Here is a 24,860-nt window from a genome sequence, read left to right as displayed (position 1 = left end):
TATTTTTTCGAAAACATTAACTCAACAATTTTATACCTTACACACTTTCGCACCCAAGCTTCTAGAAAGGCGTTTACAGGTACCATCACTCGGCCACTTTGCTCTAGCGGGTCCTGATCCGGGAACGTAATTGTTTTGCCATCCAGGGTTACGTTAATCGTTTTGTCTGTCGTTCCTGTTCCGTTTGACCTCTTCCATCCTGGGGCTTGGCGTGGGTATGCAAGGTTTCATGAATTATGATGGTGATGATGAGCATATGGACTTCAAAATAAATAAGCTGGCTCCGTCAGGAACCAGCCATTGCTTCGTTTTTTTGCAAATCAATTCACGTACGCCGTCTCTACTTGTTCTTCAGCAGCTCACGCAATGTCTGCGCATCGTATGTAGAGACCAGTCGTTCCAAATGAGTGTCCAGCCACGCCTCATTCTGATCCCACCATTTCAGTTCCAGCAGTAAAGCAATGATATCGTCATCAAAGCGCTTTTTGATTGGCTTCGCCGGATTGCCACCCACAATACTGTAAGGCTCGATGTCCCTGGTGACTGTCGCATTGGAAGCAACGATGGCACCGTCTCCAATGGTGACACCCGGCATAATGGTTACATTTTGCCCAATCCAGACGTCATTGCCCAATACAGTATCTCCCTTAAAAGGCAGCTGATCCAGTGTAGGGGTTACTCTCTCCCAACCACCACCAAAAATATTAAAAGGATAGGTCGTCATGCCCTCCATCCGATGATTGGCACCATTCATAATGAATGTCACGCCTTCGGCAATTGCACAAAACTTGCCGATCACCAGACGATCACCCAGGAAATCATAATGATGCTGAATGCGGTCATAAAATTGCTCGGGGGGATTACTGTTGTCGCTATAATACGTATAGTCACCGATGTCCACATTGGGGCGCGGCGGCAAATTCTGAATGTAACAAACGGTGCGAATGTTCTCGTTGGGGAAAAGTTTTGTTTTATCGGGAGCCATATGTGTTCCCTCCTTTTCCCTTATTGTACCAGAAAGGGATTCGATCTGATCATCGAATCCCTTTTCTCGTTCTCCATAGAACAACGTTACTCTACCGGAGAAATTGCTTATTTGGATGTAAGTGTGACTTGGGCAGCCGTTTGATCCCAATCCACGGTCAGTCCCAGTCCTTCAGAGATGAAACGTACTGGCACAAGTGTACGACTGTTTTTGATAATGGCTGGTGCATCAATTTCGAGCATTTCACCATTCACCGTTGCCGTGCTGCTTCCAATCTGGAGCACAAGCGTCTGGTCATTCAGAACGACGGTTACGGTTTTCGCTGTTTTGTCCCACGTTACTTCTGCACCCATAGCTTCAAGGATGGCGTTCACCGGTACCATCACTCGTCCGTTTTGCTGCAATGGGTCTTGATCCGGGAACGTGACTGATTTGCCATCCAGGGTTACAGTGATCACTTTGTCTGTTGTTTCTGTTCCGTTATCCGTGCCTGTATTTTCTGAGGTCTCAGGCAACGGCGTTACTTCACGCCCCAGCTGTTCTTGCAGATTGGCAAGTCGGTTCAGTGCAAACGTGGTCAGCGATCCCGCTGCCATGGAGCCCATACCTCCGCCAAAGTTACCGCCAGGACGTGTCTGGGTATTGCCTGTGCTGTCTGTTGTTCCTGTTCCCGTCGTGCCATCCGGCAGTGTCGTGCCATCGGGAGGTGTCATGCCTTCAAAACCTTCTGGCGGTGTCATGCCTTCGAAGCCTTCTGGCGGTGTCATGCCCTCGAAGCCTTCTGGCGGTGTACCACCCATGCCACCCATACCGCCTGCTGCATCAGCGTTGGCAGAATATGCGATATTGGATTCAAACTGCTCTGTAGTGTAGAACTTCGTTGGATCTGCTTCTACATATGGACGAAGGATGTCAGCCAGATCTGTGATGCGGTCCTGGATGCCTTCCAGATAGTCCGTTAACTCATTGACGTAGCTCAAGTATTTTTCCTTATACTCAGGCACGGCCAGCAGGTTGTTGATCATCGGTACATTTTCCATGCTAATGCCCAGTACTGGCTCGTCCACAGATACGTTTGTTGCGTTGGTGTTAGTCGTGGTTGATCCAGTTGTTGTTGTACCACGTCCGCCTCCACCGGAGTATCCATTAAAGGACATGTTAAAGTCCCAAGGTACAACCGTGAACTTGCCATCAGCATCGCCGTAAAGCATGTAGTTATGCCCTTTGTCGCCGCTATAGCTGTCATAGTTACCAAAGACCATGTTGCCCGCGATATATTTCAGCGCCGAATCCACGTCCAGCACGCTCTCAATATCGCCTTTTTCGCCTTCAGGCATATCATTCAGCGTTTTAATGAAGTTTTTGAGGTTGGTTTTGTCCTTATCCGTACCCAAGTCCTTCGTGATCGTACTGTAGTCGCTGCCTTCTGAATATTGCAGGTAACTCTTCTCGTCTGTATCGTAGAGGACGCCGTCCTCATAATCTTCACCATAGTTGCGCTCCAGGTAGCTGTCATCCACCGCTTCAACGCCGGTATAGAAACCAACCAGTTCACCGTTAACGTACAGATTGACGTAATTCGTCATCGGTGCATCCATGCCAATGCTGCGCAGTGCTTCATAGTGAAGAACTTCACGCATGTATGATGGATCAGCGTAGTTGTTGTTCAGGACCATTTTGTCCAAGCCGAGCAAGGTTTGTGTTTTATCGTATTTATCAAACTTCAGTCTGAAGCTGTAACGATCCGAATCTTCATTAGAGGCAACGGCTTTCAAAGTCAGATTACCTTTGGTGGAGAAACCTACGTTATCCAGCTTGTTGCCATCCACTTCCACACTTACCTTCTTATAATCCTTATCCAGCGGGCTTTCGAGCATGCTCTTCCAGTCTGCATCATCAATCGTAACATTCACATCAATAACGTTGTCCGTCTGGAACAACGATTCATAGGCTTGCGTGACACCTGTGCTGGTACTTGTATCCTCTGCAGCGAACGCTGCGTTCGAGCTTCCTATTAAAGCAAAAGAAGATGTTGTTACCATCGTCACGGACAAGGCCGTTACTGCAACTTTACGTAGTAAACTATTCAAATGATGAATCCTCCTTCTTGGTTTCTGTTAAGCAGCTTAGGCTTATAAAACCATGGTAGAGGACAAACCTTTAATGAATCTTAAATCAATGATTCATAACAAAAAGTAGCCCATCAGGCTACTTTTTGTGATCCTTTATAGCTCGGTAACGGTAACACCTGCTGCTTTGTAATAGTCCTCATTCACATTGTTTAGAATGTTGGCCTTCAGCAGAATGTCGACTCCGGCAAAGAGTCCAATTCCATTTGTGTTACCTTCAATTCGGTTATTTTCAATCAACACATTCTCGGGGTTCCCTTCACCGATGTTGCCGGCTCCGGCATCACCTTTGTCGCGCTCAAGCCGAACGCCCCAGTAACCGCTGGAGGTATTGTTAAGGATCACATTGCCGCGTATTACTGTGCCCGGTCCGTTTAGTACTTTAATTCCTGCCGCATCGGCAATCGTGGTTGTATTCTCGATGAAATTATCCTCGATTAAAGTATCCGGGGTGCCCATGGTTACCGAGATGCCGATCTGGCTGTTCGTGATCGTATTGTCATGAATGTAGTTTCCTTTGCCCGACTTGCTGTGGTTGCTGGGTGCTGAACCCCCTGTATTGCCAAGTCCAATCCCTGCGCCTGTCAGCACATCCGTAATCACATTGCCGGAGATTTCATTCAAATACTCCAGTTCACCATGAAGATCAATAGCATCCAGCTTCGTTCCGTTAAAAGTATTGCCACGCAGCACGTTATTATGGGCCACAAACTGGATCAACGCTCCATGTCTGAGATAAGGCCCCTCAAACGTGCTATCTTCCACCACATTCCATATCGTATCATTGTCAAAGCCGAGCCGATCAGTCTTGGCCGTTCCCTGAATGGAAATGCCGTAGCCCGAACCTCCAGGGCCCAGATCTGTTGCATTGCGGAATGTTGCATGCTTCACAACAACATCTCGGCTGTGTTCGATGCGGATAGCCATGCGTTTGAATTTCTCCACAATCACGCCATCGATCGTAATGTCATACGATGGAGCCTCACCATAGTTGGCAATATGGATCATGCTATCGGGCCCTCCTGCGGAGGGATTGTTGGATTTGTGATCCGTCGTGTAACTGCCGGACCAGGATGAAGTTATGGTCATGTTGGATACGAGAATGCTATGCTGAGCCGATGCTTTCAGGACGGCGCTGCCCGTCACCTGATCAAGCGATGTCTTGAGCACGGTTCCTTCACTGCTCTCTCCTCTCAGGTTCACCCCGGATTTGAGCATCAGGTTGGTGGTTCCATCCGGCCCGGACAACAAATTGTACACTCCATTAGGCAAAAACACCTCATCACCAACGCTGGCCTCATCAATGGCAGCCTGTATTGCTGGTCGGTCATCAATCGTATTATCAGCCAGATCTGCTCCATAATCCCGTACATCAATCGTACGTCCAGTTACTGCATGTGGAGAATGGACAGCATGTGGTGTACCATCTGTCTCCGTTAGACCAGGAGCGATAAAGGGCACCGTCCCCTCCGGCGGTTGGGGCTCAATGTATGGAATCAGTGCAACAGGGGTCCCTTCCCCGGCAAAAGGGGCATACAGATGCACATCGGTCAGGCTCGTATAAATACTTGAATCCGAATTCCCATGCCCGGTGATCCGTACATAACGTGCAGAAGTGTCCGGGATATCAAATGCCTGCATTTCTGTTGTATCCCCACTGCTTTCTCCGCCATATACCTGGGTCCAATGATCTCCATCAACAGACGTTTCTATCTCAAAGAAGGTCTTCCTGACATCCCCTTTGTAAAAACCAATACCAACATAGCCGACTTGCTGCGCCTGCCCCAGATCAAACATGATCCACTGCCCCTCTCCGGCAACAGACCAGCGTGTATAGCTGTTATTGTCGATGGTATTGGTCGCCAGGTTGCCATCGCTACCGCTTGCCGAGACGGAAACAACCGGCAGGGATGATATCGGAACGGCAAGCGTGGTCATATCGGTTGATAGAGCACTGCTGACGTTGCCGGCCTCGTCAATCGCCCTCACTTGATACGTGTACGATGTTCCAGCTGTAAGTCCGCTGTCACGAAATGACTGTTTACCTTGTTCAGCCAGCAAAGCTCCATCCCGATATATCCGATAGGCAAATACAGCTGTATCATCGCTGGCTGCAGGCCATCTTAGTTCCGCAAAATCCGTCCCCCAGTTACGAATTTCAAGCTCGGCTCCCTGCTCCCATTCTGGCGCACGTGTGTCGGTTCCATCTTCGATTAAAGCAATGACCGATAACTGTGGACGCGGATTGCTCGTTCCATTGGCTTCCTTGGTATATACGTTCACGGAAACGCCTGTTGATCCGGCGTCCCCAAGCAGAAATGCCACCTTTCCCGCCTCTGAACGACTCTTCACATAATCGGTCACATCGACTTCGTAAACTGCTGGGCTTCCATTACGATCTGCCGTGACCTGGAATTTGCCAACGAGCGAAGCTTCGCTGAGACTTTGAATCGGAGCATTCGACCAGGTTAACGATGATTCGTTCCAGTCTGTTTCATTCAAACCGTAAAGAGACAACTCTGTATCGATATTCGACGTGCCTTTTTTGGCAGCAATCCGCAGCCGATACCGATCTCCTTCAGACTCATTTCCGGTCATATCGAATTTAAAATACACATATTTCTTGGTGGATGAAGTGGAAGAGATGCTGAGTAATCCGGTGCTGGAGCCTGTAGCCTGATTGAAATTCAGATCAGGCTTCCCGCTGTCAATCGCTGCATCGTCGCTCGGCAGCTTGCTGGCGATGACCTTCTCAATCAACTGTTTTTCTTCTTCCTCCTCTTCATCTCCAGGCGAAGTGTCTTCGGGATTGTTTTTGAAAATAATTGGCTCCGTAACAATCCGGTTCTTCACATGTTCATCAAGGAAGGCCCATGCCTCCGCATTGGCAACCTCGGATGCCGTTCCTGTAAACCCATGGCCCTGACCCGGTACGATCTTCAGATCCACAATCGGAACACCCGCGGATTGAAGCTGTCCCGCGAAAGTAACACTGTCGGCATAGGGAATGGTGGCATCAGCATCGCCGTGCCGGATCCAGAACGGTGGATCATCCGGTGAAGCATACGTGCCCGGCATGGCAAGTCTGGCCTGCTCCGGAACATCGAACGCACGATGCCCACCAAGCAGAGCCGTGACCGAGCTATAGTTATTGGCAAATGTCGTCGTAAAATCGGCAGGTCCGTACCAGTCGGCGACCGCCTGCACTTTGTCGGAATACTCAGGCCATCCGCCTGAACCTTCAAGATCAGGTATATCTACCGTCGCACCTGTATCGAGCACTACGGTGTCACCAGCGACCATGTCCCCTGTTGTGCCGAGCAATGCAGCCAGATGGCCGCCCGCAGATGATCCCCAGACGCCGATCCGACTCGGGTCCAGATTGTACTCAGCTGCATGGGCCCGCAAATATCGGATAGCAAGCTTCACATCCTGAATCTGGGCAGGGAAAGGCGCCTCAGGTGTTAGCCGGTAGTCCAGAGATACACCGATGTAACCACGTTTGAGTACATAATTGCATATGGAGTTTAATGCTTGCTTCCGGTCCCCGTGATTCCATCCACCTCCATGAATATAGACCATAACCGGCATCGGTTCAGGTGCCGCTGTCTCAGGGACAGCAATGGATGAATAGATTGCCCGCCCACCAGCCGTGCCAATCTCCACATCCTCGTATAAAATCACTCCTTGTGGTGGCGTAAATTCAGTATTCTCCTCTCCAGGCGGAACTGGGGATGGGGCAGGCGTTATTCCGGGAATAGCCTGACCGTAAATGGCAACATTGTCGATATACATGTTGGCCTGCATGGCATCTCCTGTCCGAAAACGAATTTTCACCGTGCTGTTATTGTTCGCTTCCGAACCCAGCGTCCAGCTTTTTAGCGTATTACCTTCCTTGTTCTTCACGTCTGGAGTGCCTGGGGAAAGTTCAAATGTCTCCAGCGTTGCCCAAGAACTGCCTCCGTCCTTCGACCACTCGATAATCACACTTCCACTTATATAGGATGAGGCACGAGTGTAGTAGCTTAGCCGGATATTTCCGTATCCGGTCAAGTTTAGAGGCAGTGCAAGCGCATCGGTTCCGTCCATCTTGATCATGTTGGGCAGCGAGGGTGCGGTGGTGGAAGATGACGTTTTGGCCTTGCTTCCACCTGCCCCTTCCTGCGACCAGGGAGCTCTCAATGCAATTCCACCTGTAGAGCCAAAATTGTCCGGGTCATCAAAGTTTTCCGCGTAAATCTCCAGCTCGGGGCCCTCCGGTTCCGGGATATTTCCTCTTTCTTCCTGCGCAGCATTTAAAATAGAATGAGGAACAGCGTCTTCCATCGCCCGGACTTCATGCACGGGAACGGTAATACCGCTAATGAGAATCACAGACATGACAACAAGTACAACGCGCTTTTTCCACGTTTTGAATACGTCATTCACTTGTATCCCCTCCGCACGGTGGTCAAATTTCCTGACATTATACCCTTGCAATCAGTCCGTTCTCCGGTGCTGCTGCTTCTGTTGACGTGTTTCATCTGCACGGTGAGCAGGACATCCCATTGCTAATTGTAATCATTGCTTATCCCCCACAATTCTAGCGACGCGGTGCGGACACGCCTTCACCTTTATTGAATTTCTCCGTGGCTTCCTCAATTGCCCGATCGCCGCCTTTGGATTTCCATTCCTCTACCACTTTCGGCCAATCCGAGATCGGCTCCTTCCCATAAACCATTTTGATCATGTGTGTGAGCAATACCTGAGGAGGTGTATCCGAATTGGGAGCAATCTCGGGATTCTGTACAAAAGCTTCCAAACGCGGATCAAAGTTGATGCCATCCCGACCTTCTTTGGCTAAGATGGTATCGTAAATATTCATCAGATTTCTGCCTTCTTCTGTCAGCGATAACGAGCCTTTATTGTACGTCGTATCCTGAACGAACCATAAGAACGACTGACGGTAACGCTCTTCGTCCACGCCAGCAGAGTCTGTTGGTGCTGTGTATGAGATCACGCCATTATCCTCTGTGTAGGTCTCTCCTTCCGTGCCGTACGTGAAAAACTTCTCCGCTTCATCGGACACCATCCAGTTAAAGAAACGGATAATGGAAGCCGGGTCAGCGGCATCCTTATTAATAAAGTAGGCACGTGTCACCGGACCGTACAGATAATAACCGCCCTTTCCGTCCGGGCCGACAGGCGAAGGGATAATCTCGATTTTGGCATCAGGAACCGACGCTTTAATCTGCTTCTCCCACTGGATCAGTTCGTTGGCATTCATGGACCACATGCCTGCTTTGCCAGAGAGAATCGTATTTTTGAATACGGTCGAATTGATGGTCGCGAACTCTTTGTTGATCAGCCCTTCCTCGTACATCGTCTTGTAAACGGTCAGGGCTTGCTGCATATTCTCGTTATCCATAAACTTCGGTACAATCTGATCGCCCTGCTGCTCCATCATGGACAGGAATTGCTGCACGTCATAGGCACCGAAAAAGGTATCTGCATATTTGAAATCCTCACGTCCCATATACGGATTCTCCACACCAAGCTTCTTAAAGGCGCGCAAGACATCCATCGTCTCCTCAACCGTAGTGGGCACCGGCAGTCCCGTTTGATCCAGCAGATCCTTGCGAATCCAGGTTGCCCGGCGGGAGGGATTGGATAAATATTCAGGGATCGCATAGATATGTCCATCATGGGTTACTTGGTCCCAGGCTTCCTTCGGTACGGCTTTGAGCAAATCTTGCCCATACTGCTGCAGCAGTTCATCGAGCGGCTGAAATACCCCGGCTTCGACCGAGCCGGCCATCTCTTTACCGTTGACGCCGCCGTCACCCTGCACCACATCAGGAATATCATTGGTGGCAAACATCTGGACCATTTTCTGCTCATATTCCTTATGAGGCACCAGGACGATTTTCAGATCGGTATTGGTCAGATCCTCCAGCCTTTTCACCCATTTATCCTGGTTGATGTCCGGCGACTTCTCCACATACGTATACGCCAACGTACGAAGAGACATAGAAAATTTCGTTTTGCCATCTCCTCCGCCCTCACCGGATGCCGCTCCTCTCCCACTGCTGCACCCCGTCATGACAGCTGCCGCCAGCAATAGCGCAATCCCTGAGACCATCCACTTTTTCATGCTACCCCTCTTTTCATCCTGATTTAGATTTAGGTACCACTCGTTGGTAAAGCGCTTTCAAATAGATGTTAAAACATCCCCACCGCCTGCAACAATGGGGATGTTTTAGATGAGGTTGCGTTTTCTTTAGGTCAGTACTCCCTAATAAGTCTTGGATACCTCAATCTTCTTCGTTTCACCGTTGTCGGTAAAGTAAAGATGAATGCCGTGATCCTGGTCATCGATGAAATAGGGAACATACTTCGGCTCCTCGATCTTATATGGCACAAGCAGCGTTACAATTCTATGGCTTGAAGCAGGGCGCGTTTCCGCGTTTAGATGATAATGTCTTTCCAGCCCTTCGTACTCTGCCGGGTCCACTTCTGCAAATTGATCTGTCTGGCTGAGCGCCAGCTCACCGGAGGAAGCATATACAAACGTCCCCTCAAGTCCCGCCTTATTCCCGTTCAGACGGAAGCTCTGCCCTTTCAACTGCAGCGGGTGCAGGGCATGGAACAGCCATTGGACGCTGTCCGGCTTCTCCAGATCAATGTGGTCCACAATGACGAAGTAGGAGGATTGCAAAAAATGAACCTCCCTTACAACACGCTTCACATGGGGTACGGTGCTGGCATAGGCATCAGTCGCTACCGCGCGCACATAACCATCACCATCCCGCCAGTAGGCCTCTTCGATCTGTCCGGTGGCGGCCATATTCAGCACCTTGTTGTTCTCAGCATACTGCCCTGCTCCACCAATCAGCAGGTTGTTTTTGGAACGTGTCTGCCTGCGCCATTCCCGGTGAAAGGAGCTGCCGTGCGCGATATAATAGCCGGTATCCGCCGCAAGCGGCTCACCGAATGCATGCAGGGTAAAGCTGTTCTGATCCGCATGACTGTGGCTGATGGAGCCATAACGGCTCGACTTGAGAAGAAGCATAATATGCTCATCCGGATCATCCATCCGGTGATGCATGGCTACCCACCCCACATCACGGAACCACTTAAGCGGCTCGATGTCCACAGGCGACTCTTCCTCCACCTGCGGATAATCGTGGCGGTATACCAGGTCGTCAAAGTTAAAGTCCCACCAACCGTAGTTATAAAAAGCTCCCTCTGTCCCCGGATCGGATTGGCTTACACGATCAAAGTACCACTGGTACCAGCGGTTGCCTGTAACACCTGCCAGTTGGCGGACAAGATAGCCTGTTTTCAAGTTTACCGGGTCACCCAGCGTAGACTGATCTCCAAAGCTGGCGCGCCGCGCGTCGGGCGGATACACGTAGAGTGGAAAATCTCCGGTACGTTGGAAGAACGGCCGACGAAAGAAATCGATGCCCGCATAGTTTCGCAACAAATTCATCGCTTCGGTCACATAGGCCATGCCTGTTGTCCAATACATTGGACCTTCGGCCCAACCTCCATCACTTCCTCCCCAAGGGGAGTACAGACAGGCATAATAATCGATCGCATAATCCAGCCAAACTGCAGCCTGCTGCTCCTCATGCAACAAGGCCATACAGCAGGGCACAAGCACGGAAGACAATGAACGCACCGCATGGCTGTCATAAGGCACATGATGAATCTTCGAGCGAACCATCACATGCTGGGCCACCTGTTCTGTCCGCCGCAGCAAGCTGCGCCTTACCCCCTCTTGCTCTTCACTGTTCAGCTCATCATGCAGCCAGTCATAACCCCAAGCGAGCGCAACGGCGACCCGAAAAGCCGCCTCATCGTTATAATCACGGGAGGTCGTTCCCTCCGTATCCCAAGCCGCCACATGCAACAGCCAGGTTTTCGCTGCTCCTAGCAACCGTTCGTCACGTAGCACCCGCCCCGCGATGCTGAGATGTCGAATCGCATATAACGTTTCCTGACAGTCAATATACATTTGCCTCCAAAGAGCGGCGACACGTTTGTTCTCCGGGTAAGGCAGCGGTTCACGAATTGGTTCGCGGTTGGCCCATGGCTCCACGGAATTTGCCATAAATACATCCCAGCCGCAATATGTGGGATCAGATGCAATGCCATCTGCAAGCGCCTGTAGGTCACTTTCTCGGAGCCATAGCCGGGGATGAGACGTGTCTGTGGAAACGTAACGCTGTGCCCGAGAAGGTATAGGTGTCTCGGGTAATCCCGCTGGCACGTTAAATCTCCTCACCTCACTCCATGCCGATATTTCCTGCTGCTTCTCCAGGACAGCGTCCGCTTCGGCTTCGCTTCCTTGCTGCGCTGGTTGATCTACAAGCAGCGCATATCGCCAATAGTACTCCCCAGGTTCAAACACCCGGTCCGGCGTGAAAAAGTTATACGGGAGCGGCGCAAAGGTCATCGTCTCTTCTTCCTGAAAAGAAGACTCCACCGACACCTGCAGCACATAGGCATTCTCATCTTCTTGCTGTGCCGCCATCCAGGTAAATCTCGGCGGGTTCTCTGTCAAAACGGTATGTTCGTCAGGTGCATAGTCCACATGGAACGGCCCGCTAATGGGTTGGTACAACGGTCTTTCTGCAGGCTTCCGCTTCACTTCCATCGTTAATCCCCTCCTTATCGCAAATGGTGCAGCATCAACGCATATACATTCCGCCATTGATTTCAAGCGTTTCTCCCGTTATAAAAGAACCCAGCTCGGAACACAGGTACAGAGCCGCTCCTGCGACATCATCGGGAGTCCCTTCCCGTCCAAGGGGAATGCTGCTTACCGCAGAAGTTCGGCCTTCCGCTGAAGTGAACGTAGCATGGAACGCTGTTTGCCCGATAAAGCCTGGCGAGAGAGCATTAACCGTAATCCCGCCAGGAGCCAGCTCTTTGGCAAGTCCTTTGGTTAACGCAATGACAGCTGCCTTGGAGGCTGCATAAATAGCTGCACCCGGACCGCCCCCATTATGAGCCGCGACCGAGGTCAGATTGATAATTCGCCCGCCTCCAGCTGCCTTCATGCCAGGGATGACCGCTTTGGAGACAAATACGGCGCTCTTCAGATTGACATCCATAATCCGGCTGTATAGCTCCTCGCTCATCGTTTCAATCGGACTCCGCTCAACCAGATGCCCTGCATTATTAATCAACAGATCAATCGGACCGCCGAAGCGGAGCGTAATATCCCCAACCATCGATTCTATGGCATTCGTATCGGTCACATCGGCCTGAAATACCGCTGCTTCACCGCCAGCATCCCGGATGGCGGCCACAACCTCCTCCGCCCGATCCATATTATGCAGACCATTCACAGCTACCTTTGCTCCGCAACGTGCCAATGCCCCAGCAATGGCAGCACCTATTCCTCCGCTGGAGCCGGTAACCAGCGCAATTTTGTTCTGCAAGTTAATATTCATTTTGATCTTCCTCCCTGTTATTGGTTCAATTAAATCCGCTTGCTATGCTGATCCGCCGGAAGCGCCATCGTAATGGTCGTTCCCAATCCCTGCTCACTCTCAATCATCAAGCCATACGTTTCTCCAAAAACAAGCTGAATCCGGCGATGAACATTCATGAGCCCAATGCCCCCTCGATGGTAGACATCATCGGAATCTTCGCCTGCCAGACGGTTCAATTCCAGACGGCGACGCAGCTTCTCCAAACGTTCCTCGCTCATGCCCATGCCGTTATCCTGGACGATGACAAGAAAGCGATCTTCAAGACGCCGAGCGTCGATGCGAATAAAGTGACCGGGCTCCATGCCCCGCGGAAACGCGTGTTGTAACACATTTTCCACCAGCGGCTGAAGGGTGAGACGAACCATTTTCTCCAACAACAGATCCGGCGCAATGATGACCTCCACTTCGAGCTCCCGATCCATGCGATGTTTCATGATGGAAAGGTAGGCCAGCACATGTTTCAGTTCATTGGCAACCGTGATTTCCTCCAGATTGGTCTGAATGGAATAACGGAGCATATGAGCCATGGATTCTACCATCTGTGCAATTTCTTCGGAGTCCTGTACGACGGCATAACATTTGATCGTTTCCAGGGTGTTGTAAAGAAAATGCGGATTGATCTGCAACTGAAGTGCCTGAAATTCTGCACGATGCCGTTCCAGCGCCTCTTGCTGAAGCTCGATTTCCGACTTCTGGCGGCGCAGCTCCGACTCGTATACACTCTCAATCATGTCCGACAGCCGGCTGACCATCAGATTATAGCTGCGGATCAGCACACCAATTTCATCGCGCCTTTCCTTCATCTCCACCTTGTTCCAAATTCCCTTCTCCGTCTGTCTCATTCCGTTCATCAGCACACGAATGGGTTCCACCTGTGAAGCGCCAATTCGATAGGCCACAACCAGTGCAGCCAGTAATGTTCCTGCACCAACCCACAATGTGGTCGAGCGAATCGTTGCAATCGGTCGTTGAAGCTCCTCCAGTGGCACGGAAGCAACAAAACGCCAGCCAGAATATTCTGAAAGCTCCGAAATGAACAGTCGTTTGGTGCCATCCGTGTTCTGTTCCAGTGATCCTGCCTCCATGTGCATAAGCCTGTTCACCGTGCTGGACGGCATCGCTGTCTGCGCCTCTTCGTCCCCGGGTGTGTAGATTACCGTTCCGTTCTGATCCATCACATACTGATACCCACCTTGACCGAGGTCGAGTTCTCCCCATATTTTGTCAAGCTCCAGCACATTTACTTCCATCGCCAGTACTCCGTTGGGCGTATAGGAGGACACCCCTCTGATCCGGCGCGCGATCGTAATCACATTGGCGCTCTGTCCACTGCGAATACTGCGGGTAAGCAGCGTCGATTCGCCATTTGCAGGGGTTGCAGCCAGCAGCTCCTTATATTGCTGTGCCGCGTCGATATCCGGTATGCCGGCTGAATTCTGGTTGTCATCAATCACAACACGCCCGTTATCCCCGATAACATACAGAAACTTGATCTGTGGGTATAACATAAAAACAGTTGGAAACACGTTCGTCTTAATTTGACGGCTGTACTCGTAATAGGCATAACTGTCCTCCGAATTCATATCGAGAAAATGCTTCACACTTCCGTTCGAGAGAATGGAGTAGGTTGCACGATCATAATTTTGCAAATACAGATCGGTCTGGTACGCCGTATTGCGCATCGTTTGGGCGATGTTGTCCGCGAGCTGGTCGTTCATTTCAGTCGAGGCATAGGTATAGGTGAACAAGCCAATGGCGGACAGGGACAACGTAATCACGACGGCAAAATGAAAGAACAGGCGGATGGACAGGCTGCGCTTCATCATTTAATGCCCAACTTGCTGCGGTATTCGGACGGTGTCAGTCCGGTAATTTTCTTGAATGTCTTGGTAAAATGGGGATGATCCGCATACCCCACTTCGTAGGATATATCCGTAATCCGGTTGCCCGGCTGTTCCAGCATGCGTTTGGCCAGTTCCATTTTGCTGCGTATCCGGTATTGGATAAAGGTCTGGCCTGTCGTCTGCTTGAACAGCTGGCTGAAGTAGGACGGGTTAAGGCCCAGCTTGGCTGCAACTTCGTCCAGTGACACTTCGCGGCGTAAGTGCTTCTCCAGATAGGCTTTTGCTTCTTCCACCGGATGCTTTCGCTTGCCGCTGCGCCGCTCCTTGATCGTCTTCATTAAGGTGTGGATCTCATTGCCCAGAGCCTCGAAGCACTCTTTTGAGGAAGCGCTTTCATTTATCTCGCAGGATGTACTCATCGTTCCGTTGCCACGTGCGTTCATTCGGGCCATAATCAATTCCAGCAATTCCTGAAAAAGCTCCGCTGTCTGCTCAGGCATCAAGGAATATGCCGGATAACGACCTGACCATGCTGCGAGGAGCTCTATCACATCGGACTCCCGCAACTCCCATATGGCCTCTTCCAGACGCATCGCCCAATCGTTCAGCTCCCTCACGGGTACAAGAGAAACCGTAGGCTTATCCTCTTCGGATGCCAGCAATTTGAGCAGCAGTTCATGAAGCTCCTGTCGTCCCACAGGTTTGAGCAAATATCGCTTTACCCCATAATCCATACAGGCTCTTGCATATTCAAAGTCCGAATAACCGGAGACCACAATAATGCGTATCGTACTGCCTTGCTCGGATAAACGACGGCATAGCTCAATACCGTCCATCGTTGGCATGCGGATATCCGTAAACAGGATGTGCGGCCGAAAGTCCTTCACCACCTGGAGAGCTTCTTCCCCATGTGCAGCCTGCCGAATCTCACAGTCGAACAGTCCCGCTTGTTTGATCATCTTCGCCAGACCCATTCGAATCATTGGCTCATCATCCGTAATCAGGATTCTGAACATCGCCATTCCCCCGTTTCCGTCAGATCTGTCTCTTCTTGTACTTAAGATTTGACGGAGCCGACCATGATTCCTTTTACAAAATGCTTTTGCAGAAAAGGGTAAATGATAATGATCGGCAAGGTTGCAATGATGATCGTTGCCATTTTGATGCCTTCCGGCGATGTATGTGCAAGGGTGCTATAGACGGCAGAGCCCGGATCGACGGAAATATCGTCACTTTCAAACAACTTCTTGAGTGTTACCTGGATTGGCCACCAGGCCGGATCATTCAGATAATACAGCGCGGTGGAATAGGCGTTCCAGTGTCCTACCGCATAGAAAATGCCGAGTGATGCCATGGCTGGTTTGGACAACGGAATAACGATACGCCAGATGATGCCGAATTCACCACAGCCATCGATGCGGGCAGCGTCGATCAATTCACCCGGCAGCTGTGCAAAGAACGAGCGCATGACGAAAAAGTTAAAGGCATTAATCGCTCCTGGCACAATCAGTACCAGCGGATTGTTGACCAGATGCAGTTCCTTCATCAGGATAAAGTTCGGAATAAGCGGGGCCGAAAACACAACGGTCACCAGGACAAACATGACGACTATAGAGCGCCCCTTGTACTCTGGACGGGAAACGGGATAGGCCAGCGATGCCGTTGCAGCGAGATTGACCAGCGTCCCGAACAGCGTCACCCCGACCGAGACTGCAAATGCCCGCCAGAACGAAGCATCACCGAATACATATTCATAATTGATCCAGGTAAAAGCAACAGGCCAGAAGCTGACCTTTCCGCCCATGATCGCTTCCGAGCTGCTAAGAGATTGAGCCAGCACATTAATGAAAGGCAGAATCATCGTCAACGAGAGCAGCGTAAGAAAAACGAGATTTCCAATGCGGAATATACGGTAACGGACACTGGGGGTACGCATCAATCTCGCCTCCTAATACAGGCTTTCGCCGGTAGTTTTTTTGCTGAAGAAATTACCGAGTAGAATAAGCATCAAACCCACGACCGACTTGAACAATCCGATGGCCGTTGTATAGCTGTATTGCTGTGAGAGAAGGCCGGCCTTGTAGATATAGGTATCGAGAATTTCTCCAGATTCCAGATTGAGCGGATTCAGGAATACGAACACCCGCTCAAAGCCCAGATCGAGGAATTTCCCGATGTGCAGCAGCAGCAGAATCATAATCGTCGGCAGTAAAGATGGCAGGGTAATCGACCATATTTGCTTCAAACGTCCGGCTCCATCGACCTCTGCCGCCTCATACAGATCGGGATTAATGCCCGCAATGGCTGCCAGGAAAATAATCGTTCCGTAACCGGAGTCCCGCCAGATCCCGGAACCGATCAGAATGGAACGAATGTACGAGTCTTCTCCAAGAAAGTAGATCGGCTGCATGCCCAGAAATCCAAGTGCCTTGTTCACCACCCCGGCATCCATCGAGAAAATACCCATGAAGATACCACTAATGACGACCCAGGACAGGAAGTGAGGCATGTATACAATCGTTTGCAGCAAACGCTTAAACACAATCATCCGTACTTCATTCAGCAGAATGGCCAGTAAGATCGGTACCGGGAATGCAATTACGAGATCATATAGTCCAAGCAGAATGGTATTATTGAGAATCCGCAAAAAGTCATAATGGCTGAACATCTTCTGAAAATGCTCCAGGCCTACCCAATCACTTCCGGTGATGCCTTTGAAAATGTTGTAGTTCTGAAAAGCAATGACTGAGCCAAACAGAGGCACGTATTTGAAGAGGAAAAAATACAGGATGCCTGGTACCGAGAGCAGATATAGTATCCGGTATCGCCACAGATAACGTCCTGCATCTCCGAGCCGGGTGCCCAGACCAGATGAATTAAGTCTGGCTGCTCCCCGGCTTGGAGGCGCGATATCCGCCGGCTTCACGTCTTCTCCCCTCCCTGCTTCTGTGATTGCATGTTTCTCAAATTATCAGGAACATTCTCGTCCCACGGGATTTCATTGAATTCAACGGAAATGTACTCCGGCTCACGATCGATAATACGTGAAAGCTCGCGTGTGAACACCTCCACGATCTCCTGCTTTTGCTCATCCGTCCTGCCTTCATACAGCCTGATTGAAATTTCCGGCATCCAAGTTCAGCTCCCTTTCATCACGTAATGTAAACGCTTTAACAACTTCATCTTAGCGTTCCTGTGAGAGGGCAACAATGGACTGTCTTTTCGTTTACTTGTGTTTTCTTTAGGTGGTGTCCATGGTTGAAGACTCCATGACCAGGCAAAAATAAAACCCAAAAAGCCCCCATGAATCGGGGGCTTTTGGATGAGATTAGGTTCAAAAATATATTATTATGATTTCCTGAATAAAGTTACCAGAGCATCCCGCCGCATACTTTACCGCGAACAGAAAGCTCGGTTTTGGCTCCTATTTTGGTGGAACTGCCATTCCACAGGTCTGAAAGACTGGAGCCCAGTTCATCAAAATCCCCACCTACAGAGCTGCCACGAATAGGATCGGACAGATCAAAGGATGCTGGCCCTATAGCAAGGTTGGCAATTGGATTGATCAGGTCCCCGCACTCACTATTCAAATTGGATATTTCCAATCCCAGTTCCAATCCCACTGGCCCAACTTTCCCCGTGCCCGAGGCAGTGACAGAAGCATGATCAGGCGCCAGGTCACCAAATGGGCTGATCTCCAGACCGCCTCCTGCACCGAAGCCCAGCTCCCCGCATATGGACATACCTTCGGAATTCACACAGATCTGTGCGCCTCCACCCGCTACGGCATATGCACTTGCACCAATGCAGAACAATCCGCATGGATCACGCATTAATATCGGACTGTTGTTCACATAGTTATACAGGTTCCCCTGACCACCCTGGAATAAAATAGGGTCCATCGCTGTCCAGCGACCTGCTGCTGCATCATAGTCCCGCTGTCCAAAACGAACAAGTCCGGTGGTCTCGTCTTCCAGTCCCCCTGCGTAACCCAGCGCCAGTTTCCATTCCGGGTTGCTGTCACTTAAAAGAATGCCGTAACTGTCATATGTCCGTTCCTTGACCGGCACTCCATGGTCATCCAGCACAATGACGGGTGTCCCGACCGCATCTGTAACCACATGGTACCGCTCATCTTCCCGTTCGATAGCAAGCAGCATTCCCTGCTCGTCATACTCATAAGCTGTAACTTTACCCTGGGCATCAACCGAAGCAGTCAATAATAACGGATTCGTCGGATTACTGTACATAAACTGGGTCTGACCCTCTTCAGCCTTCCGTAATATCCGTCTGCCTGTGTAATCGTAAGCATAAGACACACTTGATCCATCAACGGTTGCGCTCAGGAGCTCACCACGTGTTCCATACTCGAAGGTGTCCTGACCACGCTCTGTCAGGTACCCCTCAGCATTATATTTATACGTCACATCTCCCGCATCAACCAATTGATCCCGCTCATTATAGGTTGCCTGAACCTCGCTTGCATCCGACTTGCTGAAAATCCGGTTACGATTGGCGTCATATTCATATTGTTCCATATGCTCTACGCCATCCACATCGGTATGAATGACTTGAGTTAATTGGCCGTTGGCATCATGGATATATTCGTACGACTCCACCTGCCCCGTGGCTCCAGTGAGAACTGTTTTTCTTGTTACCCATCCACGATGATCATACTCATAACCAATGGTGTACAAGGTCTTCGGTCCTGAATACACTTCGTCCGTCCCGGATGAACGCCCCACCTCACTTATATAACGAAGCTCTTGCAGCGCTCCCAGCGAATTATAGTCCTTCTCAACACGAAGCTGTCCATCTGTAAGGCTGCTGACTTGTGTGCTGTCCTGATTTCTCCCCAGACGGAAGCTGCCCAAGCGTTCAAGAAGTCCGGTATTCCCCCATGACATCGGGGTACTTAACCGCTTACCTCCGACAACAGCCATCATCTCAGTAAGCCGGGAAGACGTGTCATAGGTATAGTTATACGTGGCATTAACAGCTCCCGATAGCTCCTCACGAGTCACGTTGGAACCGTCATAACTATATTTGCTGTTCTGATTCCAGTCCCCGGAAGTGGTAGAGGCAGCGGTGACCCGATCTGTTGGATCGGCATAGGTGAAGCTCCGCTGGATATCCGAATCATGTATGGATTCAATCCGTCCTCCTGCGTCATACCCATAGTTGACCTCTCGCCCACCTGGCTGTATGGTTTGGGTTAATTCGCCACCCGCATTATACGACCGTTGAATTCCGAGTGTTTCACCGGCAGGCACAAAGCTCTCCAGCTCATCCAGTTCGTTGTAAGCCATCATGTATGTGGCGCCGTTTGGCAGGACAAGGCCCGTTTTATTCCCGCCTTCATCATAGGTTTGGATGTACTCGTTTCCTCCTGGCTGCTTGACACCCATCAGTCGATTGGCATGATCGTAGCGGAATGTTTTACGGTTGCCAGAGGCATCTTCTGTTGCCACCAACCGGTTATACTCGTCATACGATTGGGTAATCCGCTGATCCCCTTGTGTTATACCCGAGACATTACCTCGCTCGTCGTACGTATACTTCACCGGATCTACATTTTCGTCCAAACGAATGATGCTCTCCACATAATCCCGGTCATTCATAATCGTCTGTACCCGCGGAGTATCCTGATCACTTTCGGTATATGTTCTCGTGTTGCTGTTATAACTGCGTTTCTTGATCACTCCGTTGATGTTATGGCTCTCGGTCCATTCCAACAAACTGAACGGATCCGATGGGTCTTCCAATACAACTGTCCGGCTCTGACGATATGTGGTCTTCTTACCGGAAGGAAGTTCTATTTCCATCTCTCCAATATATGCAGCCTGCATCTCCCACACAGGGTCCGGATGACTCCATGTCCTGACGATCGTTCCATCTGCATGTTCAGTCACCACCCGGCCATCTGTATACCGTTTGCTGACCGTAGAAGCTCCTGAAGGAGTTATCGACTCACGGCGAATATGGTCCCTCAGATTTTGTACCCGAAGCGCGGTCACACGGTCCATCGCGTCCCTGATTTCCACGGCATAACCTGACTCTATCGGGGTTCGCGCAAGTGTCTTCACGCCTTCGTTCGCTTGTTCGGCCCGAATCAGATACCCTGTATCCTGATCATAACTGTAATTCTTTGCCCGTTTGCCAGGCTCAGTGAAAGAAGTCATTAGTCCGCCAGCATCATAATCAATGACGTAACGCTCTCCTGCCGGATTGGTTAACGTAGTGATTCTTCCTTCCTCGTTCACACTCAACTCGGTTCGTTGACCAAAAGGAGATACGATGGCTGACGGCGCTCCATCTGCTCGCCTTTCAATCCGCACCTGATTGTCATTCCGGTCAACAATCCCCGTCAAGCGCCCTATGTCATCATAGTTGAATTGATAGAGCGAGGTACCGCTAAGCGCATCAAGTGTCTTGATATGTTGAAACGTATCGGGTGCCATCTCATACACAACCCGCCCTCCGGCATCCACAGTCGTAATTCCTTCTGTGCGACTCGTCCGTTTGGTGTAACTCCGATAGCTGTTCTCCGCCTTGCCTCTCTCCACATGGACGTAGTAGAGCTCTCCATCGGGTGAAACGCCTGCAAGCGGAAAATACATATAATCAATCATTGCCTTCTTCACCAGTTCAAATCTCCCGGAAGGCGTCAAACGATACAGGTCATAGGATGAACCTCCATTAATCCTGTTGAGCAGATACATATTTCCTTCTGCATCCAACTTAAAATTTTGCTCAAAGAAAAATGTCGGATTTTCAATAATGTAAGTCCCGTTATACAACGGTTTATCAGGCTGATCATAAGGTCTGGAATGTACAATGATTTCAACTTGTCCCTGAGGAGTTACCTTGCGAATTCTGGAACGATAGTGTGAAAAATCATCCGATCGATCCATGATATAGATGGTTCCGTCCGATCCCAGTTGAAAATAGGCTATACGACCGATACGGCTTGGGCTGGCTGGACCCGGAAACTCCGGTGTATCCTCCCCGTTGCTGGGTGCGCTCAGTATCTCCACCGTACCGTCCGGGCTGCTTTTATACAAAAATTCTCTCTGCAGAAAAAAGATATTTCCCTCGCGATCGACTTCAAAGTTCGTCAAATGTTCGATCGGAAATTGTTCAAAAGAATCGCCGTTGCCAAAGTCACTCTTTGGCTGATTAAAGGTAAACAGGCGCTGCCACTTGCCATCGAGCCCCCGTTTCCACATCACACTGTCATTATAGTTGCTTGAAATAAAATATAGTTCTCCCGTTGGCGAGCTGCGCAACATCGTTGGATTCTGATGAGGAAGCTCCGACTTGGTTTGCCGCCCGTTTCTATCCATGGAGATGAGTGAAAAATGATATACTGTTCCATTCACGGTAGGGTCAAGGATAACCATGTGAGTCGTGCCATCCGGAGTAACCGTGAGCTGATCCGATTTGCTTTGCGCATAATCATAGTCATTAAACGTGTGGGCAAGTTTGTTCCGGTAAGGATTCATGATGACGTGTTCTCCTCCTGCACCCAGGAAAAGATTCTCCCCGTCCGAACCGTGGTGAATATTCAAACTCCATCCGCCAAGCCCGGCACTCTCATACTCATTCAGTGGACTGTCTATCATTCCCTCATGAACCCTTGACAGCGATGTTGTCATGTTCGTGCGATCTGTAGCAAAGGTCCCCCCCTGATTACTGATACGTCCGAAACTCCGCGGAAAGTCTGTTGAAGGCTCCAAATATACCATCGGATAGTGATTGGTTACCGTAAATTTATAATCCGCTTTTCCGTACCAGGAACGTCCATAGACATCCTTCCCATCCCATTCATATCTGTAAATCAGATTAGGTTTGGGGTCCAGTTTCTCCACAATGCGGCGGCCTGCAATCTCCAGTTCCACTTCGATGTATCGGATGCTTGGAGAGACCACATCATTCGTCAGTTTAAGCTCCAGTTGTTTGCCGCTTGTATACCCGGGCTCCCTTTGACTGTCATAGACCAGATTTAGTCCCGTACCAGTAACAGGAATGACCTGGGACAGGGACTGTGTCTGACAACCGATAATGGAACCATTCGCCTTGCAGGAATCATCAATGTCAGGCTTGTCTTCGTTCGGTTTGCGATCCGGCGGAGATTCCGCATCCAGCGGTGGGCCGTAAGGCCAGTTGCAGTCCCACGGTGTAAAGTGCTCTATGGGGGATCTCCAGAAGCTTTGACCTGGTTTATATAATGCCGCGAGTTCTCTACGTTCTTCCTTCGTCAAGCCAATAGCTTCCATCGCACTGTCACTGTCGGCTGCACCATCTCCGTCAATGTCCACCGATGCGATCCCATTGTTGACGGACAGCACCTCAATGATTCTTCCGTTATCGGAAGGGATCCAGGCCCCGGCCATCCGGTCATAATAACCAATCGGTACTGTTCCACCAACCGGGAAATTCAGAAAGTTATCTACGTACAGATATAAGGGCTGATCAAAGCGGACCTCTGTTGCCCCAGCTGATACCGCCTCGTCAGCGGACAGCTCAACGGCATAGGTATAGCCTACCAATGATGGTAATTCTCCCGGCATGGCTTCTGGTCCCCGCTCGCCAACCGTGTATTCTGTCGCTCGGATATTCAGTTCGGCCATCGGCTGTTCCGTGCCATCCGGCAGCACAATCGATCCAGAGGTTCCACCAGGAATAATTAATGTGGCTTGGCGACTTCCGTCCTCATCGGTTACGGGGCTGCCTTGAGCGACTTGGGTGTCGGAGACATCCTCGCCCAGCTTGACCTTGGTTACTTGGTCATCGTAAGGCAATAACACAACGTCATCCAAAGTGGTATAGTGGCCGCCTGAGGGCTGGGCATTACGTTGAACCGGCATATGCCCTTCCTTTTCATAGTCAATGACAATGTCGCCAAAACCGTTGACCGCCAAATCGAATTGCCCATCTCCCCTGCTCATGGTATGACCATATTGCGATTGGTTCGATACGGATATGTTGACTCCCGGCAAAGGGTTTCCTTCCGAATCCAGCACATTGCCTCGAACCACTGCAACTCGTTCGGCATCAATTGCGCCTTCCTCGACGCCGATCTGAACCGGCCGTTCACCAGTGTATAAGAACTCAATGGATTCGGAGAATGAAATGTGATGTGTAGCCGGAAGTGGTGTAGACGTCTCCCGTGGATCAGGTGGAAGTGACGGATCGATTGCCGTTCGAGGTACCGCATATACCTCGGATGATTGCTTCGTCTCTATCCCGGAAGCATCATAAGCGCTTACGGCAAAACGATAGGTTTTTCCATTCGTTAGTCCTGTAACGGTGTGACTTTTGCTTTTTCCCACATCCTGAGGACTACCGGTCCAGTCTGAATTCCCCTCTGCGTAATAAACCTTGTATCCTGCAGGGGCCACGGTACCGGACTGCTCCCAGCGAAGCGCTACCTGCGCGTTACCTGCTGTCGCAAGCAATCCGACAGGCACAGCAATCTTTCCTGGCGGTTCAGGATTGGGTGGATTCACAGGCGGAGTGACAGGTCCTCCCGGAGGTGTAATTCCCCCATTTCCCGGAGTGCCAGGAGAACTGTTTTCATTATTTCCCTCTTCTGGCTTCTCTTCACCTGGCGTACTACCTTCAGTTCCTTCTTCATTGCCGTTATGGCCTCCCCCGGCTTCTGACAACCAGGCTCGATGAAGCAGCACTGCGCCCTCCGCCCGGGTAAGTGTCCGCAGCCCCCCAAATGAGCCATCCGGGTATCCCTTCATCCAGCCCACAGCAGACATAGATGATATGGGTTCCACTGCCCAATTGGGGAACTGTTTTTGATCAGAGTAATTTATCGTTGCATGACCGCTTGGTGCAGCAGGTGCAAAAGCTAATTGTAATACCTTCGCAGCTTCATACCGATTAACGGGCTGATCAGGTCTGAATGTTCCATCTGGGTATCCATTGATCAAGCCTTCCGCCGCTGCCTTCGTAACATCCGCGGCATACCATTGTTTCGTGATGTCCTTGAATGCAGCAAATGTAGATGTATTCTGATTCGAAGAAGTACGTATTTTGTATATGAGTGTCACCAGTTCAGCTCGTGTAATGGATTGATGTGGACGAACTGTACCATCGGGATATCCCTTCATGACTCCCGCTTCCTTTAACGATTCCATTTCCTTTTTCGCCCATGCGGGAATCTCCTCCCGCGATGCAGCCTCTTGGCTATTCAAAGAGCTTGCTGCCTGAGCCATAAGAAGGCCTGAGCCTGTCCAGGTTTCCAGCAACAACAATACGGACAGCAGCCAAAGGCAGCTCCTTCGCAACGTACTTCTTTTCAAGGGTAATCCTCTCCTTACCTTATTTGGTTACACACCCACCTCGCGAAGACACAATATTACAATTTAATCCTAAATTATCCATATTACGAAATGTA

General features: G+C 50.3%; 12 protein-coding genes. All 12 read right to left on the bottom strand.

Annotated features, from left to right (window positions below; genetic code table 11):
- Positions 1–340 precede the first annotated feature (340 nt).
- The gene (locus MHB49_RS06275; protein WP_405155473.1) at positions 341–985 is read right to left on the bottom strand and encodes a Vat family streptogramin A O-acetyltransferase; all 645 of its coding nucleotides are present in this window, start codon (positions 983–985) and stop codon (positions 341–343) included.
- 107 nt (positions 986–1,092) lie between these two features.
- The gene (locus MHB49_RS06270; RefSeq protein WP_405155472.1) at positions 1,093–3,075 is read right to left on the bottom strand and encodes a CotH kinase family protein; all 1,983 of its coding nucleotides are present in this window, start codon (positions 3,073–3,075) and stop codon (positions 1,093–1,095) included.
- 135 nt (positions 3,076–3,210) lie between these two features.
- Positions 3,211–7,542, bottom strand: a complete 4,332-nt coding sequence (locus MHB49_RS06265) for an alpha/beta hydrolase fold domain-containing protein (RefSeq protein WP_405155471.1) — start codon at positions 7,540–7,542, stop codon at positions 3,211–3,213.
- Between the two features lie 154 nt (positions 7,543–7,696).
- The gene (locus MHB49_RS06260) at positions 7,697–9,247 is read right to left on the bottom strand and encodes an extracellular solute-binding protein (RefSeq protein ID WP_405155470.1); all 1,551 of its coding nucleotides are present in this window, start codon (positions 9,245–9,247) and stop codon (positions 7,697–7,699) included.
- A 141-nt stretch (positions 9,248–9,388) separates the two neighbouring features.
- On the bottom strand, positions 9,389–11,758 hold the full coding sequence (locus MHB49_RS06255) for a DUF4962 domain-containing protein (RefSeq protein WP_405155469.1): 2,370 nt from the start codon (positions 11,756–11,758) through the stop codon (positions 9,389–9,391).
- 34 nt (positions 11,759–11,792) lie between these two features.
- Positions 11,793–12,560 carry an SDR family NAD(P)-dependent oxidoreductase gene (locus tag MHB49_RS06250; RefSeq protein ID WP_405155468.1) on the bottom strand — a complete coding sequence of 256 codons (768 nt, stop codon included), beginning with the start codon at positions 12,558–12,560 and terminating at the stop codon, positions 11,793–11,795.
- A gap of 29 nt (positions 12,561–12,589) precedes the next feature.
- Positions 12,590–14,428 carry a sensor histidine kinase gene (locus MHB49_RS06245; RefSeq protein WP_405155467.1) on the bottom strand — a complete coding sequence of 613 codons (1,839 nt, stop codon included), beginning with the start codon at positions 14,426–14,428 and terminating at the stop codon, positions 12,590–12,592.
- Entirely contained in the window at positions 14,425–15,462 is a 1,038-nt protein-coding gene (locus MHB49_RS06240; RefSeq protein ID WP_405155466.1) for a response regulator, read from the bottom strand. Before MHB49_RS06240 ends, MHB49_RS06245 begins: the two co-directional genes overlap by 4 nt.
- 41 nt (positions 15,463–15,503) lie before the next feature.
- Complete coding sequence (locus tag MHB49_RS06235; RefSeq protein ID WP_247901027.1) at positions 15,504–16,382, bottom strand: carbohydrate ABC transporter permease; 879 nt, start codon at positions 16,380–16,382, stop codon at positions 15,504–15,506.
- 12 nt (positions 16,383–16,394) lie between these two features.
- Positions 16,395–17,312 (bottom strand): sugar ABC transporter permease, encoded by a 918-nt coding sequence (locus tag MHB49_RS06230; protein ID WP_079350016.1) that lies wholly within the window; start codon positions 17,310–17,312, stop codon positions 16,395–16,397.
- Between the two features lie 56 nt (positions 17,313–17,368).
- Complete coding sequence (locus tag MHB49_RS06225; RefSeq protein WP_024628846.1) at positions 17,369–17,578, bottom strand: tautomerase family protein; 210 nt, start codon at positions 17,576–17,578, stop codon at positions 17,369–17,371.
- 236 nt (positions 17,579–17,814) lie between these two features.
- Positions 17,815–24,765, bottom strand: a complete 6,951-nt coding sequence (locus tag MHB49_RS06220; RefSeq protein ID WP_405155465.1) for an S-layer homology domain-containing protein — start codon at positions 24,763–24,765, stop codon at positions 17,815–17,817.
- Positions 24,766–24,860 lie beyond the last annotated feature (95 nt).

Source organism: Paenibacillus sp. FSL K6-0108 (assembly GCF_045040695.1).
Lineage (GTDB): Bacteria > Bacillota > Bacilli > Paenibacillales > Paenibacillaceae > Paenibacillus > Paenibacillus pabuli_B.
The sequence above is the reverse complement of the archived record's forward strand: the minus strand, read 5'-3'. Positions and strand labels throughout refer to the sequence as shown.